A 15,073-nucleotide genomic window follows, 5' to 3' on the forward strand; every position below is an offset into this window, starting at 1 on the left:
CCTCCGCTCTTCGGGTGTTGCCCGGCCATGCTGTCATGCGGGGGCGGCTCCGGCGCGGGCGACCGCATGTTCCCGGCCATTCGGGCTCCGGGGTGCGCGGCCCAGTTCCGCCCGGCGGACGCTACGTTCCGGGGGCGACCCGTACGGTCTCCACCCAGTCCGGGGGCTGCGGGGCGTCCTCGCCGATCAGTGCGGCGATCAGCCGGCAGGACGAGGGTTCGTCGGGCCATGGCGTGAAACCGTCGGTCAGCACGACGACGATGTCCGGCCGGTCCGGCGCCGCCAGCGCGGCACCGATCCCGACCCGCATGTCCGTCCCGCCGCCACCGGCCAGGGCCACCTGGTCGACGCTGGTCACCCGGGCCACGGCCTGCACGTCCGCGTCGCAGGCCAGCACCGCGACGCGGTTGCCGCGCACCCCCACCTCCCGCAGCACGCCGGTCACTTCGGCGAGCGCGGCGGCCAGGTCGTCCACGCCCATCGACCCCGAGGTGTCGATGACGATCGCGACCCGCGGCAGCGGCCTTCGCAGGCTCGGCAGCACCACCCGGCCGCCGAGGGCGGGCGTGCGGCGCGAGGGGCGCCGGTAGGTGTAGTCGACGGCTCCGGCCGCCCAGGCGGCGGCCTCCCGCACCGCCCCGGTCAGCGCGCGCCGCCAGTCGACTGTGGGCTCCAGCACCTCCGTCGCCCAGCGCTCCCAACCGGCCGGGAGGGTGCCGCGGCTGCGCTGGTGGGCGCGCATGGACTGGGCGGTCTGGCGGCGCAGCGCCTCGGCCTCGACCGGGCTGATCCGGGCGGTGCCGGCGGCCTCGCCGAGGTCCCAGGGCACGGGCACGCCGTGGGCGCCCGAACCGCAGTCGACGCCGTGCTGCGGGGTGCGCGGGATGGCCGGCAGGTACGTCTCGAACATTCCGCCGGTGGGCAGGCCGAACAGCCGGGGCTCCATCCGCCCCTCGGGCAGCGCGATCCCGTCGGCGAGGAGGTCGTCGTTGATCTCGCAGTCCTCGGCGATGTTGACCCGCACGTGGTCGGCCTGGTCGGCGGCCGGGAGCCGGTCGGCCCGGCCGTGGTGGTCGCGCAGCAGGTGGGCCACCTCGTGCATCCACACGCCGGCCAGTTGCGCCACGGGCGTCGCGTCCACGAAGGCGGGCGAGACGTAGCAGCGCCAGTGCCGGTCCACGCCCATGGTCGGGACTGCCGTCGAGGGGACCACGGTGAGCGCGTACAGGGCCGAGGCCAGGTAGGGCCGGGCCTCCGCCGCCCGGTAGCGGGCGGCGAGCAGCTTGGCCCGGTCCAGTCGGGGCTGCGGCGTGTCCACGGCCGTCAGCCGCTGCCGGGCAGCGCGCCGGACAGTTGGAGCAGTTCGACGAAGGCGTCGATGCCGGAGGGCACCGGCCAGTCCAGGTCGCGCATGGCGGCGAGGTCCGCCGCGGCCCGTGCCGCCACGTCCGGTACGCCCGCGTCCACGGCCTTGGCCAGCACCGCCCACCCCGCCTCCCAGCGGGGGCGGGTGAGCTCGCCCTGGACGGCCGCGACCACGGCGATGAGGAACGCCAGCTGCCGGTCGCCCCGTTCGGGCAGGGCGAAGGCGTCCGGATCGGCCAGCACCCGGTCCGGGTCGGGCAGGTCCAGGTTCTCCAGGTAGGACAGCAGCTCGATGCCGGCGGCCTCGCCGACGGCGCCGGTGAGCGCGGTCGCCAGGGCCTCCCGTCCCGCCCCGGCCGCGTAGCCGGTGGCCAGCAGGCGCAGGGCCATCTCCCAGGTGCGCGGGGAGGGCCAGGCTCGGCCACGGCCCTCCGCCTCCGCCGGCATGTGGTGGACGAGGCCCGGTCGCGCCGTGAGGAAGCCGGAGACCACGCCGCGGGCCCGGGCGACGGCGCCGGAGACGCGGGCCGCGTCCACGGCCGGGAGGGCCACCTCGGGCCAGGTACCGGCCATGCCGCGGGCGACGGTGCGCGGGTTGTGGGTCCAGTCGAGGTGGACGAACCGGTTGGCCAGCGGCGGGCTCAGGTGCCAGCCGTCGGCGGCGCTGGAGGGCGGGTTGGCCGCGGCCACGATCCGCACCGACTCGGGCAGGACGAGGCTGCCGACCCGGCGTTCGAGGACGACGCGCAGCAGGGCCGCCTGCACGGCGGGCGGGGCGGAGGACAGCTCGTCGAAGAAGAGCAGGCCGTGTCCGGTGCGGGCGAGGCGCACGGCCCAGTCCGGCGGGGCCATGGGCACGCCGGTGGTGGCCGGGTCGTCCCCGACGATGGGCAGGCCGGCGAAGTCGGAGGGCTCGTGGACGCTGGCGATGACCGTCTCCAGCCCGATGCCGAGGGCGTCGGCGAGCTGCTGCATGCCCGCGGACTTGCCGATGCCGGGCTCGCCCCACAGCAGGACGGGCTGGTTGGCCGTCACGGCCAGGGCCAGTGCCTCCAGTTGGGGGTTGGCGGCGGGCTCGGAGCGGGTGGCGCGCAGCCGGGCGCCGAGGGCGTCGGCGGCCGCGAGGGCGGCGGGCGGGCGGGTGCTCATGCGTCCTCGTCCTCTTCGTCCTCGTCGTCTTCCTCAAGGTCGGCGAGCTCGGCTTCGCGCTCTTCCATGTACTCGTCGAACCACTCGGAGCCGATGTCGGGGAACTCCTCCTCGACACGGGTGCGCAGGAAGGCGAGGTCGGTGCGCCTGTAACGGCGGACCACCTGGGCCAGCGACAGTTCCATGTCGTCGATGACGTCGATCCGGGAGCCGGCCTCGATGAACGCCCGCACCAGGTCGGCGGAGCCGCCGTTCTGGACCGCCACCTGCAGCGGGGTGAGGCCGGCCGTCGATTTGGTCTCCACGTCCAGTCCCGCCGCCAGCAGCCGGGGCAGCAGCACGTCGTGGTCCACGAGGTGGAGCACGTGCAGCAGGGTGTGCCCGCGGCGGTCGCGGACCCGCGGGTCCATGCCGGCGTCGAGCAGCGCGATGACGCCCGGGGTGTCGCCGTGCTGTGCGCGCAGGAACAGGTCGCGCATCTCGGCCCGCAGGGCGCGCGGCAGCCGCCCCTCGCCCGTGGTCCAGTCGTGCTGTACCGCGAAGCAGCCGGCGACGGCGCCGCCGAACGCGCGCATGGCGCGCTCGCGCTGCTGCTCCTCCGCGGTGTGCGCGAGCAGGTCCAGTACGCCGCCCTGCGAGCGCACCTCGTGCCACGCGCCGCGGCAGCGGACCCGTACCGGTCGCGCCGGGGACGTCCCGGGCGGGCCGGACGCGGGGCCGGCCTGCGGGAAGAGGGCCTCGGCGACGAGGGGGTGCAGTTCGCGCGGGGTGATCCGACCGGTGCGGACGAGTTCGAGGTCGGGCAGCCGCTTCCGGGCGAACAGGGGCATCCTGGCGATCTCCTGCGGCGTGTCCCAGCGCCCCGCTGCGATGGCGGACAGGCGCAGGCCGCGCGCGCCCACCGGCTCCACCGCCAGGGCGCCGTTCCACCGCACGGGGATCCGGAACCTGCTGCCTTCGCCCGCCTCCGCCAGGCGGCGGACCTCCGGTTCGAGGCGGGCCAGATCGAAGACGTCGGTGGCCATGAGTGCCCGCGGGTCCACCGGGCGGCCGTACGTCGTCCCGGACTCGGGGACGGTCATGTCGCGTTCGGCACCGACGGCTTCGTAGGCCGCGTCGTACTCGCCGCGGGCCTGCAGCAGGGCGACCCACTCGGCGAGCGCGGCCGGGTCCGCCGGGCCGGGATCGGCGGTGGGCAGCTCCTCGGTGTCGAGCGGCGTGCCGTCCGGGCGGAAGAACGGCAGCCGGTCGGCGCCGCCGGTGAAGCGTTCGCGGAGCTCGGCGGTGTGCCGGGCGTCCCAGAGGGGTCGGGCGGCGATCCAGCTCTCGGGGGTGTAGCTCGCCCGGGTGTGGTCGACGAGGTGGTTCTCTTCAAGGGGGTCCACGGGGGTGCAGCGCAGTCTCAGCCGCTGCGCCCCGTCGGCCATCGGGCCGGTCGTGACGGAGAGGACCGGCGCGTCGTGGCCGGCTCCGTAGCGGGCGAACAGCACGCGCGTCTCGGAGGCGTAGGTGGTACGACCGCCCAGCAGGCGGGGCAGGTGCCAGCGCACCAGGTCCGGGGCCAGGTGGTGCAGGTCCTCCTCCACCGCCTCGGCGACCGACCGGCCGTATTCGGCGGCGATCTCGGACAGCTCGAAGGTGACGTCGACGGCGGCGGCCGCGCAGGCGGCCCGCCAGTCGCCGGCGAGCCGGTGCTCGGTCGCGCGCTCGATCATCCAGCCGGGCACGGCGTAGCGGCGGATCCGCTGCCAGGCCGGGCCGTCCTCCGGGAGGAAGCCGCCGGGCAGCTGCGCGAGGTCGCGGTTCTCGGGGCGCGCGTTCATCGGTACACGCTCGTGATGGCGCTGAGGTCGGGGTGGGCACCCCGGGCGGGGCGCAGCCGGCCCGCGAAGGAGCGCTTCACCTTGCGGGGCAGGCCGGGGCCGAGGCCGACGTACTCCAGGGGCGAGCCGTCGGGGACGGCGGCCAGCAGGCACTTCGCGCCGCGTCCGGTGAGCCCGGTGTGGCGCAGCTCCAGACGGCGCAGCGGGCTCCCGGGCAGGGCGGCGGCGAGCGCGTACGCCCCGTCGTCACCGGTGGCGTTGCCGGTGGAGCCGAGGCTGCGCTCGGACAGGGCCCGGCCGAGGTCGAGGGCTTCGATGCCGCCGAGGGCGTCGGCGAGGGCCCGGGCGCCGTCGGGGCCGATGCCGTTGCCGCCGAGGCCGAGGCGGACCGGGCGGGTGGGGTCGGCGGCCGCGGCGGCGGCCAGGACCGCGGCGCCCTCGTCGCCGAGGTGGTTGGCGGGGAGGTACAGCTCGCGGACGCCGGCGTCCCGGATGAGGGCGGCGAGCAGCGGGGCGTCGTCGGCGGTGAGGCCGTTGCCGCCGAGGAAGAGGCGCTCCAGGGGGGTCTCGCGGGTGCGGAGGGCGTCGAGGAGGAGGCGGACGCCGTCGCTGCCGATGCCCGTGTTGACCAGGTCGAGGGTGCGCAGGGTGCGATTGCGGCGGAGCAGGGCGGCCAGGGTGGCGGCGCCGTCAGCGAGGACCGGATTCCGCTTGAGCCAGAGGGCCTTGACGGAGGTGTCGTCGGCGAGGGCGTCGGCGAGGGCGGCGACGCCGTCCGGGCCGATCCTGTTGCAGCCGAGGTAGAGGGTGTGCAGGCCGTGGCCGTCTCCGAGGGCGCCGGCGAGCGTGCGGGCGCCCTCGTTGCCGATGGAGTTGGTTCCGAGCAGGAGGTGGCGGGCGTGCGGGGAGCGGACGGCGACGGACGCGACACGGGCCGCGCCGGCCGGTCCGAGGCCCTGCTTGCACAGGTCGACCCGGCCGTCGGCGCGCAGGGTGCCGATCGTGAAGGCCTCGTCGACCGCGACCTCCTCGGCCGCGGAGAGCCGCGCGAGCAGCGGGTCGAGGCCCGCCGGGTCGGCGAGGGGCAGGTCGGGGTGCTCGATCGCGGGGCACCGTACGGGTATCGACCGTGTCATCACCGCTCCACCGGTTCCTTCGCCGGTGCCCGGCGTCCACTACGACTTGAAGAAGACGCAAGACCGGTCGGATTCGAACCGACGTCCTCCAGCTCGATGCTTGGGCGCGACGACCTCTGCGCTACGGCCTTGCTGCGGAGATCATAGCTGCTTTTCGGCCAGAGTCGATCACCAGTTTGAATCCGTGTTCGACCGACTGCCCGGGGTGACGCGCGGGCCCCGCGACACGACGGGCGGCGCCACGCCACCAGACGCGACCCCGCCCCCACGGGGGATGCGCCGAGGCCGGGCGACTGGGCGTGGGCACCCGGCTCCGGCAGGCCTCATGTCCGGATGAAGCGGATACCCGCCCCTTCGCCACGAGTGGGGCATTTCCGTCGACCCGCACCGAAGGCGCCACCGAGTGCGCCCGCCTTTATCCCCTTCGGAGACGCAATCGCCGCAGAAACGCCGGTCGAGCCGGATCGTTACCTCAAGTTTCGCTCAATTGCAGTGACACCGCGGCGGCGGCATTCCTAGCTTCCTCGTACACGCGTCTTGACGCTCCTTACGTTCCCGCGGTTCCACGCGTTCCGGCGATCCCGCTCCGCGTCCCGCGTCCCCCGAAGAAAGAGTGCACAACATGAGGGTTCCCAAGGCTGGTGCGATGGCCGTGGTCTTCGGCCTCGCCCTGACCGCCACCGGCTGCGGCGGCGACGAAGGCCCCAAGGGGACCCTGTCGATCGGCATCAAGTTCGACCAGCCCGGTGTGGGCCTGCGCGAGACCGGCGGCGCCTTCTCCGGCTTCGACGTGGACGTCGCCAGTTACATCGCCAAGGAGCTCGGCTACAAGCCCGAGCAGATCGAGTTCAAGAAGGTCGACAGCTCCGACCGCGAGCTGCTGCTCCAGTACAACGAGGTCAAGTTCGTGGCCGCGAGCTACTCGATCAGCGACAAGCGCAAGGAGAAGGTCGACTTCGCCGGCCCGTACTTCACGGCCCACCAGGACCTGCTCGTCCGCGCCAACGACGCCACGATCAACAAGGCCGAGGACCTCAACAACAAGAAGCTGTGCTCGGTCTCCGGCTCCACCTCGGCGCAGAACGTCAAGGAGAACCTGGCGCCCAAGGCGAGCCTGCTGGAGCTCGGCGGCTACTCGGAGTGCGTGATCGCCCTCCAGGACGGCCTGGTCGACGCCATGACCACCGACAACTCCATCCTCGCCGGTTACGCGGCCCAGAAGGCCAACGTGGGCAAGTTCAAGCTCGTCGGTCTGAGCCTGAGCAACGAGAGCTACGGCATCGGCGTCAAGAAGGGCAACAAGGAGCTCGTCGACAAGGTCAACGCCGCCCTGAAGAAGATGGTCGCGGACGGCTCCTGGGACGCCGCCGTGAAGAAGAACTTCGGCCCGGCCTACCGCAGCGAGCCCGCCCCGCAGATCACAACGGGCAGCTGACGACGCCCGACGCGGTGGCGGGGTCCGACCAGTCGGAGTCGAAGGCGGCGTTGACCACCCACAGGCGCCCGCCGTGCACCGCCGCCGTCGTCGGCTCGTCGAAGCGCGGGTCGGTGATCCGCTTCACGAAGCGGGCCCGCCGGCCGTCCGCGCCGATCGCGAAGACGTCGACCGCGTAATCCCAGTTGCGGACCACGTACAGGGTGCGCCCGTGGACCGCGAGGCCGTCGCCGTTGCCCACGGACCCGCCCCCGTCGAGCGGGACCCCGGCCGCGGCGCCGGTGCGCGGGTCGACGCGGAACAGCGCCTGTGCGTTGTCGTTGACGACCAGCAGGGCCCGACCGTCCGGGGTCCGCTCGATCCCGTTGGCGCCCCAGTGGCCGCCGCCGGGCGGGGTGGGAGTCCATGCTCCGCCGAGCGCCAGGGTGCGCGGGGCGGCGTCCCGGTCGCGGCCGGCGGGCAGGAAGTACAGGACGTCGTTGAAGGAGTCGGTGAACCAGGCTCCCCCGCAGCCGACGACGACGTCGTTGACGAAGGCCGTGCCGGTGGCCGCCCGGTGGGTGGCGAGGACGCGGCCGTCGCCGGCGTGGACGACGCGGATCTGTCCGCTGTCGCCACCCGCCACGAGCAGCCGGCCGTGCCCGTCGAGCTTCATCCCCACCGACATGGGGCCCTCGCCGCGGGTGATGACCCGCCCCGCTCCGGTGGCGAGGTCGGCCCGGTAGATCGAGCCGTCGATCAGGGAGCCGGTGTAGAGGAGCCCGCCGGACGACACGGCGATGCCCTCCGGTTGGAAGCCGGGCGGGGTGGCGACGGCATCGGGGCGCGGGCGGACCGCACCGCCCCGGCCGCCGTCGGGGTCCTGCCCGGTTGCGTGGGCCCCGGCGAGCGGGGCGAGCGGCCCCGCGACCGCCGCGCCGGCCAGGACTGCTGCCGCGCCGATGAACCTGCGTCGGGCCAGGGGTCCGGTCACGATGTGTCCTTTCAACCGCCGTGAGGACAGCGGTGGTGGGAGCGGCTTCGGTGGGCGCTTCCCACCTCAGCACACCACCGCGGCCCCGTCAGTCCCCGGCCAGGACCTTCACAAGCAAAGGGGGAACGTCCCCTTCACCACCGGTGGGATCAGGCCACCGGGGCCTTGACGGCGAGCACTTGGAGGAACGCCCGCATCCACGCGGGGTGGTCCGGCCAGACACGCGCCGAGACCAGGGTGCCGTCGACGACGGCCTCCGAGTCCTCGAAGTCGGCGCCGGCCGCCTTCATGTCCGGCTGGAGCGCCGGGTACGCGGTCACCCGGCGGCCGTCCAGCGAGCCGGTCGCGGCGGTGATCAGCGGGCCGTGGCAGATCTGCGCGATCGGCTTGTCGGAGCCGGCGAAGGCCCCCAGGATCCGCTGCACGTCGACGTTGTTGCGCAGGTACTCCGGCGCCCGGCCGCCCGGCACGACCACGGCCGCGTACTGCTCCGGGTCCACGTCGGCGAAGGCCACGTCGGCGGGCCAGGTGTAGCCCGGCTTCTCGGTGTAGGTGTCGAAGCCCTCCTCGAAGTCGTGCACCACGAACCGCAGCCGCTTCACCTCGGGCGCCGCGATGTGCACCTCGTACCCCTCCTCGCGCAGGCGCTGGTACGGGTAGAGGACCTCCAGCGACTCCGCGGCGTCGCCGGTCACGATGAGGATCTTCACTGCCATGGGCTGCTCCCGGTGGGGGTGTTCGCACGGTCGTGGTCTTCGCATCCACCCGGCCGCTGCCGGGCCCTGGCCACCCTGCCCGCGCCCGGGGCTCCTGCCAAGAGGACCGTCACCCGATCGGCGTACCGGGCCCGCAAGGAATGTCCGAGCTCCCGACATGTGCACTTCACCTGTACGGCACATGACAATGTGACCGTCGCTCCGTCACCTGACACCCCGTCGACCCACCGGCGGGGGGGCGGTGCGCACGGAAGGGATCCCCCACGTCATGACCATCTCCCGGAGAACCTACTGGGTTGCCGGCCTCGCCGCCGTCACCCTGGTGGCCATACCTGCCGCCGCCACGGCGGGTACGGCGCACCCGGCGGCCGGCAGCACCGGCACGGCCGCCGCGCGGGCCGCGACCACCGCGTACACCCCCGTCGACGCGTACTACGCGCCCGCCGAGGGCAAGAGCGGGGCGGCGCTGAAGGCCGCGCTCCACGACATCGTCAAGAACCAGTCCAAGATCAGCTACGACGCCGTGTGGAACGCGCTGAAGGTCACCGACCAGGACCCGGCGAACCCGAACAACGTCATCCTCGTCTACTCGGGCCGCTCCCAGTCCAAGTCGACCAACGGCGGCGGCGCCAACGACTGGAACCGCGAGCACGTCTGGGCCAAGAGCCACGGAGACTTCGGCACCGCCACCGGACCCGGCACGGACCTGCACCACCTGCGCCCCGAGGACGTCACGGTCAACAGCACCCGTGGCAACAAGGACTTCGACCGCGGCGGCAGCCCGGTCGCCGAGGCCCCCGGTAGCTACACCGACGCCGACTCCTTCGAGCCGCGGAACGCGGTCAAGGGCGACGTCGCCAGGATGCTGCTGTACATGGCGGTGCGCTACGACGGCGGCGACGGCTTCGCGGACCTGGAGATGAACGACCGCGTCAACAACGGCAGCGCTCCGGCGACCGGCCGGATCAGCGTGCTGAAGGAGTGGAACCGGCTGGACCCGCCGGACGCCTTCGAGAAGCGCCGCAACCAGGTCATCTTCGACACCTACCAGCACAACCGGAACCCGTTCATCGACCACCCGGAGTGGGTCGACTCCATCTGGTGACCCAGGATTGGCCCCCCGTGGGCCGGGTATTCGCAGGTCGGAGGCTGCGGCACGCACCCTGCGGCGGCAGCCGACGGAGGTCGTCATGGATGATGCCGGACTCTCCGACCGCGAGCAGCGCTCCCTCTCCGCGATCGAGGCGGAGGCGGGGCGGGACCGCTCGCTCGACCGGATCCTGCGCTTCGGCCGGCTGCGTCACCGCGCCATGGCGGCGTGCGCGCTCGGCGTCGTCACGGTGGGGCTGCTCATCGCGGCCTCGATCACCGTGTCCCCGCCGCTGGTCTGGGGCTTCGCGGCCGCCTGGACCCTGACGGTGGCGATGGCACTGCCCCTGTTCGCCCAGTGGCTCCGGCACCGCTGGCAGGTCCGCGAGCACACGGGCAGGGCGGGCTGACGCCGGGCCTCCGGGCCGGGCGCACCGGTCAGGGAGCGGGGGGTTGGAGGCGGTCGGCGAGGGCCTTGAACCCGGCCCACGGCTGCTGCGGGGTCCGCGCGTCCCAGACCTTCTGGGACAGTGCGGCCAGCGGCAGCCGGATCCCGTCGGCCACCTGGGCCTGGGTCTGGGCCCCGGCGAGGTCGCTCCAGACGGCGAGCCGGGCGCCCTCGATCTGCGGCCCGTACCGGGCGGGCACGGGGGCGGTCCCGCGCAGGACCAGGGGCGTCCACTCCTCGTAGATCCGCCGACCGGTGGGGTACGTGAACTGGTTCGGCTCCCCGAGCACGTAGTAGAGGTACTCGTCGTTGAGGTTGACGACCTTGCGGCCTTCGGCCAGGTACGAGAGCGGCGGCCGGGCCCCGATCTCCCGGCCGGTCCAGTACTCGACCTGGATGTCCTGGGCGGGCCGCGCCACCCCGCCCGCGAACAGGCCGTCGTTCCACGCCTTGGGCACCCTGCCCGCCGGGCGCACGACGCCCGCCCGGTCGTTCAGCCAGCCCGTGGCGAGGTCGCGCACCTGCGCGGAGGGCCCGTACCGCTGTCGTGCGGCCTGCGCGAGCTGCGGGAAGGAGGCCTCCGGGTCGGAGCGGACCAACGCCTGGTACTCGTCCGCCCCCAGGTGCCAGGTGGTGCCCGGGAACAGCGGCAGGTACTCGCGCAGCAGCTCGTCGATGAGCCGGGCCGCCGCCGGGTTCGAGATGTCCACGGCGCCCTTGACGGCCCGGCCCTGCGCGTCGCGCAGTTGCAGGTCGGGGTGGGCGCGCAGCACGGCGCCGAGGTGGCCCGGGGAGTCGATCTCGGGGACGACGGCGATGTGCAGGCGGGCGGCGAGCTGGTTGATCCGTCGGACCTCCGCCTTGGTCAGGTGGGGGGTGGAGACGATCTCGGGGTGGGTTTGGGACTGGATCCGGAAGGCCTGGTCGTCGGAGAAGTGCAGGCCGAGCTGGTTGAGCTTGAGGTCGGCCATCTCGCGCAGCCGGGCCTCGATCCAGGGGGCGGTGTAGTTCTTGCGGGCGATGTCGAGGTTGAGGCCGCGCTGCGGTTTGGCCGGCGCGTCGCGGACGGTGCCCTCGGGGGCCGAACCGGCCGCCTTCACCGCCTGTTTGAGGGTTCGGGTGCCGTAGAAGACACCGGCCTCGTCGGGGCCGGTGACACGGGCACGGCCGTCCTTCACGGTGAGCGTGTACGACTCGGGGGGCCCGGAGTCCGGTGCGGCGAGGGCGAGTTCGACGTCTCCGGCGCGGGCGGCCGCCGTGTCGGTGAACCCGAGCCGGAGTTCGCCGGCGAGCAGCCTGCCCTCGTCGGAGAGGGCCGCGCCGTTCGCCGCCGGTACGACGACCCGTGCGCCCGGCGCGGGCTTCCATCCGGGGCCGCGGGCGGCGATGTGCTCGCGTACCGCCGGGATGGTGCGCGGGGCGGAGGACAGCGGGTGGACGGGGGTCGGCGAGGGGGCGACCGGCACGGCCGCCGGGCCGGTGCCGGGCCCCTGCCCGGTCGGAGGTGTCGGGCCGGCGGGAGCACCGCCCGGTCCGCGGCCGTCGTCCGGGGCGGCCGTGCAGGCGGGGACGGCAAGGGCGACCAGCGCGGCGACGGTGGCCGTCGCGAGTGTGTGGCCTCTCCTGTGCTGCCGGAACCGCCTCATGATGCACCCGTGCCCCCGTACCAACGTGGCACGTGGGGCACGGGCTCGCGACTCGGCCGCCCGGGCTCAGGCGGCCCGCGCCCCGACGCCGTCGCGGGCGGCGAGCTCCGCGAGGGCTGCGGCGGCGAAGCCGTGGTCCTCTTCGGGCGCCGCGCCGCCCACGCCGACGGCGCCGATGATCCGGCCCCCGCGGTGGACGGGCAGCCCGCCGGCGACGAACAGCAGCGGCCGGTCGAGGGCGGTGGGCAGGGTGTGGAACGGCCCGTCGGGGCGGACGGCGTCGGCCAGGTCGGCCGTGGGGGCGTCCAGCTGGAGGGCGGTGAAGGCCTTGCGGGTGCTGGTCTCGCCGGAGATCAGCACGGCCCGGTCGTCGCGTCGGAAGGCGAGCAGGTGGCCGCCCGCGTCGAGGACGGTGACGCTGACGGTGGCGCCGGCCGCCTCGGCGGCGGCCCGGGCGGCGGTGACGAGGAGCTCGGCGTCGTCCGTGGTCAGCGGGACGACTGCGGTGCGGGGGCGGGTGGCGGTCGACATGGCGGTTCTCCTGGGGTGGCGCGGTCGTGTGACGGTCCGGCGGTCGGGCGGTCGGGCGGTCCGGCGGTGGGTCGGTCCGGCGGTGGGTCGGTCCGGCGGTGGGTCGTGCATCAGCGGATCGGCGGCTCAGCGGCGGTCGGCAGCGGCCTCGGGCGCCGGGGCGGGTCGGGCTGCGGAAGCGGCGGCGATGCGCCCCGGTCGGGGAGTCGTACGCCGCTCCAGCGCACCGGAGACGAGGGCGAGGACCAGGGCGGAGCCGGCCATGGCGGCGCCGACCCAGTTCGGGGCGGTCCAGCCGAACCCGGCGGCGATCACGAGCCCGCCCAGCCAGGTGGCGAGCGCGTTGCCGAGGTTGAAGGCGCCGATGTTGACGGCGGAGGCCAGGGTGGGCGCGCCGGCGGCCTGGTCGAGGACCCGCTTCTGCAGGGGCGGTACGGTCGCGAAGCCGAGGGCTCCGATGAGGAAGATGGTGACGGCGGCGCCGGCCTTGGAGTGGGCGGTGAGCGTGAAGAGGGCCAGGGCGAGGGCCAGGGCGCCCAGGGAGGCGTACAGGATCGGCATCAGCGCCCGGTCGGCGAAGCGTCCACCGACGAAGTTGCCGGCGACCATGCCGAGGCCGAAGAGGACCAGGACCCAGGTGACGGAGGAGTCGGCGAAGCCCGCGACCTCGGTCATCATCGGCGTGATGTAGGTGATGGCGGCGAAGACACCGCCGAAGCCGAGGACGGTCATGGCCATCGCGAGCAGCACCTGGAGGTTCTTGAAGGCGGCCAGCTCGTGCCGGATCCGGACGCCCTCGGGCCGGGGAAGTTCGGGGACCAGGCGGGCGATGCCGAGCAGGCCGAGGACGCCGAGGGCGGCGACGGCCAGGAAGGTCGTGCGCCAGCCGAGGGTCTGGCCGACGAGGGTGCCGAGGGGGACGCCGACGACGTTGGCGACCGTCAGGCCGGTGAACATCATCGCGATCGCGCCGGCCTTCCTCTCGGGGGCGACGAGCCCCGCGGCGACGACCGCACCGATGCCGAAGAAGGCACCGTGGGCGAGGGAGGCGACGACGCGTCCGGCCAGCATGGCGCCGAAGACGGGGGCGAGTGCGGAGAGCACGTTGCCGGCCACGAACAGTCCCATGAGCAGCATCAGCATGCGCTTGCGGGGGATGCGCGTGCCGAGGACGGTCATCAGCGGGGAGCCGAGGACGACACCGAGGGCGTATCCACTGGCGAGGTGACCGGCGGTCGGGATGGAGACGCCGTAGTCGGCGGCGACCTCGGGGAGCAGGCCCATGATCACGAATTCGGTGGTGCCGATCCCGAAGGCTCCGATGGCCAGGGCGAGCAGAGCGAGAGGCATGAGGGGAGGTGTCCTTCATGGGTGCGGGGGGTGCGGGCGCGACAGCACCGTTCACAATGTTGCGACCGCCGATTGCCTGCGTCCACATTAATTGCAGACGCGGGATATTTGCAAGCGCGGGCTATTTCGCACGTCGCCTATCCTGGAGGTACCCGTACGGGGAACCGGCCCGCACCGGGCAATCGCAAGGAGGAGCCCATGACGGCCACGGACAGCGCGCTGACCGCCCTCTCCCAGGGCTGGTGCGCCCTCTCCCTGCTGCACGGGCGGATCGAGGCGCACATCGAACGGGCCCTGCAGGCCGACCACGGACTGAGCGTCCGCGAGTACTCGCTGCTCGACGTGCTCAGCCGCCAGCACAACGGGCCGGGCGGCCACCTGCGGATGAACCAGGTCGCCGACGCGGTGGTCCTCAGCCAGAGCGCCACCACCCGGCTCGTCAGCCGGCTGGAGGACCGCGGCCTGCTCAGCCGCTACCTCTGCGACACCGACCGGCGCGGCATCTACACCGATGTGAGCGACGCCGGGCTGGCCCTGCTGGCAGCGGCCCGGCCGACCAACGACACCGCGCTGCGCGAGGCCCTGGACGAGGCCAGGCTCAAGCCCGAGCTCGCCCCGCTGGTGGCTGCCGTGGAAAACGTACGGCCCGGCACGGGCGCCTCCCTCGGTGGGGCATGATCGAGGGATGTCTGAACGGATCATTGCCGCCTGCGACGGGGCGGCGAAGGGCAATCCCGGGCCGGCCGGATGGGCGTGGGTCATCGCCGACGCCGAGGGCCGCCCGGAGCGCTGGGAGGCGGGCCCGCTGGGCCGGGCCACCAACAACGTGGGCGAACTGACCGCCCTGCAGCGGCTGCTGGAGGCGCTCGCCCCGGGGACGGCCGTCGAGGTGCGGATGGACTCGCAGTACGCGATGAAGGCCGTCACCCAGTGGCTCCCCGCCTGGAAGCGCAACGGGTGGAAGACCGCGGCGGGCAAGCCGGTGGCCAACCGGGAACTCGTCGAGCGCATCGACGGCTTGCTGGCGGAGCGGGACGTGGAGTTCCGCTACGTCCCCGCCCACCGCACCGACGGCGACCGGCTCAACGCCATCGCCGACCAGGCCGCCAGCGACGCCGCGGTCTCCCAGGAGGCCGCGGGCACGGCGCTCGGTAGCACCGAGCTGCCCGTACCTGATCCCGGCCGCGCCGCCCCCGCCCCCGCCCGCCGGCCCTCCGGCAGCCCGGCGAAGAAGGCGGCGGCAGGCGGCCGCGGCCGCGCCTCCGTCAAGGCGAAGTTCCCCGGCAGCTGCCCCTGCGGGAAGCCCTATGCCTCCGGCGAGACCATCGCCAAGGTCGGCGCCCGTTGGGGACACCTCGCCTGCGCCACCGCCTCCGGCCCGGCCGGCACTGCGGACTGAGGCCGGCTGGTGC

At 74.0% G+C, this 15,073-nt stretch carries 14 protein-coding genes and 1 tRNA gene; 5 read left to right on the forward strand and 10 right to left on the reverse strand.

Going from position 1 to position 15,073, the window contains the following annotated elements; genetic code table 11:
• Positions 1 to 121: 121 nt before the first annotated feature.
• The 5 genes from ACFV7Q_RS01965 to ACFV7Q_RS01985 form a co-directional block, all read right to left on the reverse strand.
• Positions 122 to 1,318 carry a VWA-like domain-containing protein gene (locus ACFV7Q_RS01965; RefSeq protein ID WP_385422542.1) on the reverse strand — a complete coding sequence of 399 codons (1,197 nt, stop codon included), beginning with the start codon at positions 1,316 to 1,318 and terminating at the stop codon, positions 122 to 124.
• Positions 1,319 to 1,323: 5 nt separating this feature from the next.
• The gene (locus tag ACFV7Q_RS01970) at positions 1,324 to 2,514 is read right to left on the reverse strand and encodes an AAA family ATPase (RefSeq protein ID WP_385422544.1); all 1,191 of its coding nucleotides are present in this window, start codon (positions 2,512 to 2,514) and stop codon (positions 1,324 to 1,326) included.
• Positions 2,511 to 4,337, reverse strand: coding sequence for an ankyrin repeat domain-containing protein (locus ACFV7Q_RS01975; protein WP_385422546.1), 1,827 nt, complete (start codon positions 4,335 to 4,337; stop codon positions 2,511 to 2,513). Before ACFV7Q_RS01975 ends, ACFV7Q_RS01970 begins: the two co-directional genes overlap by 4 nt.
• Positions 4,334 to 5,473: a gala protein gene (locus tag ACFV7Q_RS01980; protein ID WP_385422548.1), complete on the reverse strand. Its 1,140-nt coding sequence runs from the start codon at positions 5,471 to 5,473 to the stop codon at positions 4,334 to 4,336. The genes ACFV7Q_RS01975 and ACFV7Q_RS01980 overlap by 4 nt, the downstream gene beginning before the upstream one ends.
• Positions 5,474 to 5,531: 58 nt before the next feature.
• A tRNA-Arg gene (locus tag ACFV7Q_RS01985) sits at positions 5,532 to 5,604 on the reverse strand.
• A 491-nt stretch (positions 5,605 to 6,095) separates the two neighbouring features.
• Between ACFV7Q_RS01985 and ACFV7Q_RS01990 the strand changes: the two genes are divergently transcribed.
• Positions 6,096 to 6,908, forward strand: coding sequence for a glutamate ABC transporter substrate-binding protein (locus tag ACFV7Q_RS01990; protein WP_385422549.1), 813 nt, complete (start codon positions 6,096 to 6,098; stop codon positions 6,906 to 6,908).
• On the opposite strand, the gene ACFV7Q_RS01995 is transcribed toward ACFV7Q_RS01990, so the two are convergent.
• Both ACFV7Q_RS01995 and ACFV7Q_RS02000 read right to left on the reverse strand, forming a co-directional pair.
• Entirely contained in the window at positions 6,892 to 7,881 is a 990-nt protein-coding gene (locus ACFV7Q_RS01995) for an SMP-30/gluconolactonase/LRE family protein (RefSeq protein WP_385422551.1), read from the reverse strand. The genes ACFV7Q_RS01990 and ACFV7Q_RS01995 overlap by 17 nt on opposite strands.
• A gap of 149 nt (positions 7,882 to 8,030) precedes the next feature.
• Positions 8,031 to 8,597, reverse strand: a complete 567-nt coding sequence (locus tag ACFV7Q_RS02000) for a DJ-1/PfpI family protein (RefSeq protein ID WP_385422553.1) — start codon at positions 8,595 to 8,597, stop codon at positions 8,031 to 8,033.
• Between the two features lie 268 nt (positions 8,598 to 8,865).
• On the opposite strand from ACFV7Q_RS02000, the gene ACFV7Q_RS02005 reads away from it, so the two are divergent.
• Together ACFV7Q_RS02005 and ACFV7Q_RS02010 are read left to right on the forward strand one after the other, a co-directional pair.
• Entirely contained in the window at positions 8,866 to 9,702 is an 837-nt protein-coding gene (locus ACFV7Q_RS02005; RefSeq protein WP_385422555.1) for an endonuclease I family protein, read from the forward strand.
• Positions 9,703 to 9,787: 85 nt separating this feature from the next.
• A complete protein-coding gene (locus ACFV7Q_RS02010; protein ID WP_385422557.1) occupies positions 9,788 to 10,096 on the forward strand; it encodes a hypothetical protein in 309 nt (102 codons plus the stop codon).
• A gap of 28 nt (positions 10,097 to 10,124) precedes the next feature.
• On the opposite strand, the gene ACFV7Q_RS02015 is transcribed toward ACFV7Q_RS02010, so the two are convergent.
• From ACFV7Q_RS02015 to ACFV7Q_RS02025, 3 genes are all read right to left on the reverse strand, one after another.
• The gene (locus tag ACFV7Q_RS02015; protein WP_385422559.1) at positions 10,125 to 11,780 is read right to left on the reverse strand and encodes a glycoside hydrolase family 20 protein; all 1,656 of its coding nucleotides are present in this window, start codon (positions 11,778 to 11,780) and stop codon (positions 10,125 to 10,127) included.
• Between the two features lie 66 nt (positions 11,781 to 11,846).
• Entirely contained in the window at positions 11,847 to 12,311 is a 465-nt protein-coding gene (locus ACFV7Q_RS02020) for a heme-binding protein (protein ID WP_385422561.1), read from the reverse strand.
• A 126-nt stretch (positions 12,312 to 12,437) separates the two neighbouring features.
• Positions 12,438 to 13,661 carry an MFS transporter gene (locus ACFV7Q_RS02025; protein WP_385422563.1) on the reverse strand — a complete coding sequence of 408 codons (1,224 nt, stop codon included), beginning with the start codon at positions 13,659 to 13,661 and terminating at the stop codon, positions 12,438 to 12,440.
• A 198-nt stretch (positions 13,662 to 13,859) separates the two neighbouring features.
• On the opposite strand from ACFV7Q_RS02025, the gene ACFV7Q_RS02030 reads away from it, so the two are divergent.
• Positions 13,860 to 14,339, forward strand: a complete 480-nt coding sequence (locus tag ACFV7Q_RS02030; RefSeq protein WP_385422565.1) for a MarR family winged helix-turn-helix transcriptional regulator — start codon at positions 13,860 to 13,862, stop codon at positions 14,337 to 14,339.
• A gap of 7 nt (positions 14,340 to 14,346) precedes the next feature.
• A complete protein-coding gene (locus ACFV7Q_RS02035; RefSeq protein ID WP_385422567.1) occupies positions 14,347 to 15,060 on the forward strand; it encodes a ribonuclease H in 714 nt (237 codons plus the stop codon).
• Positions 15,061 to 15,073: the final 13 nt, after the last annotated feature.

The organism is Streptomyces sp. NPDC059851 (genome assembly GCF_042732005.1).
Classification (GTDB): Bacteria; Actinomycetota; Actinomycetes; order Streptomycetales; family Streptomycetaceae; genus Streptomyces.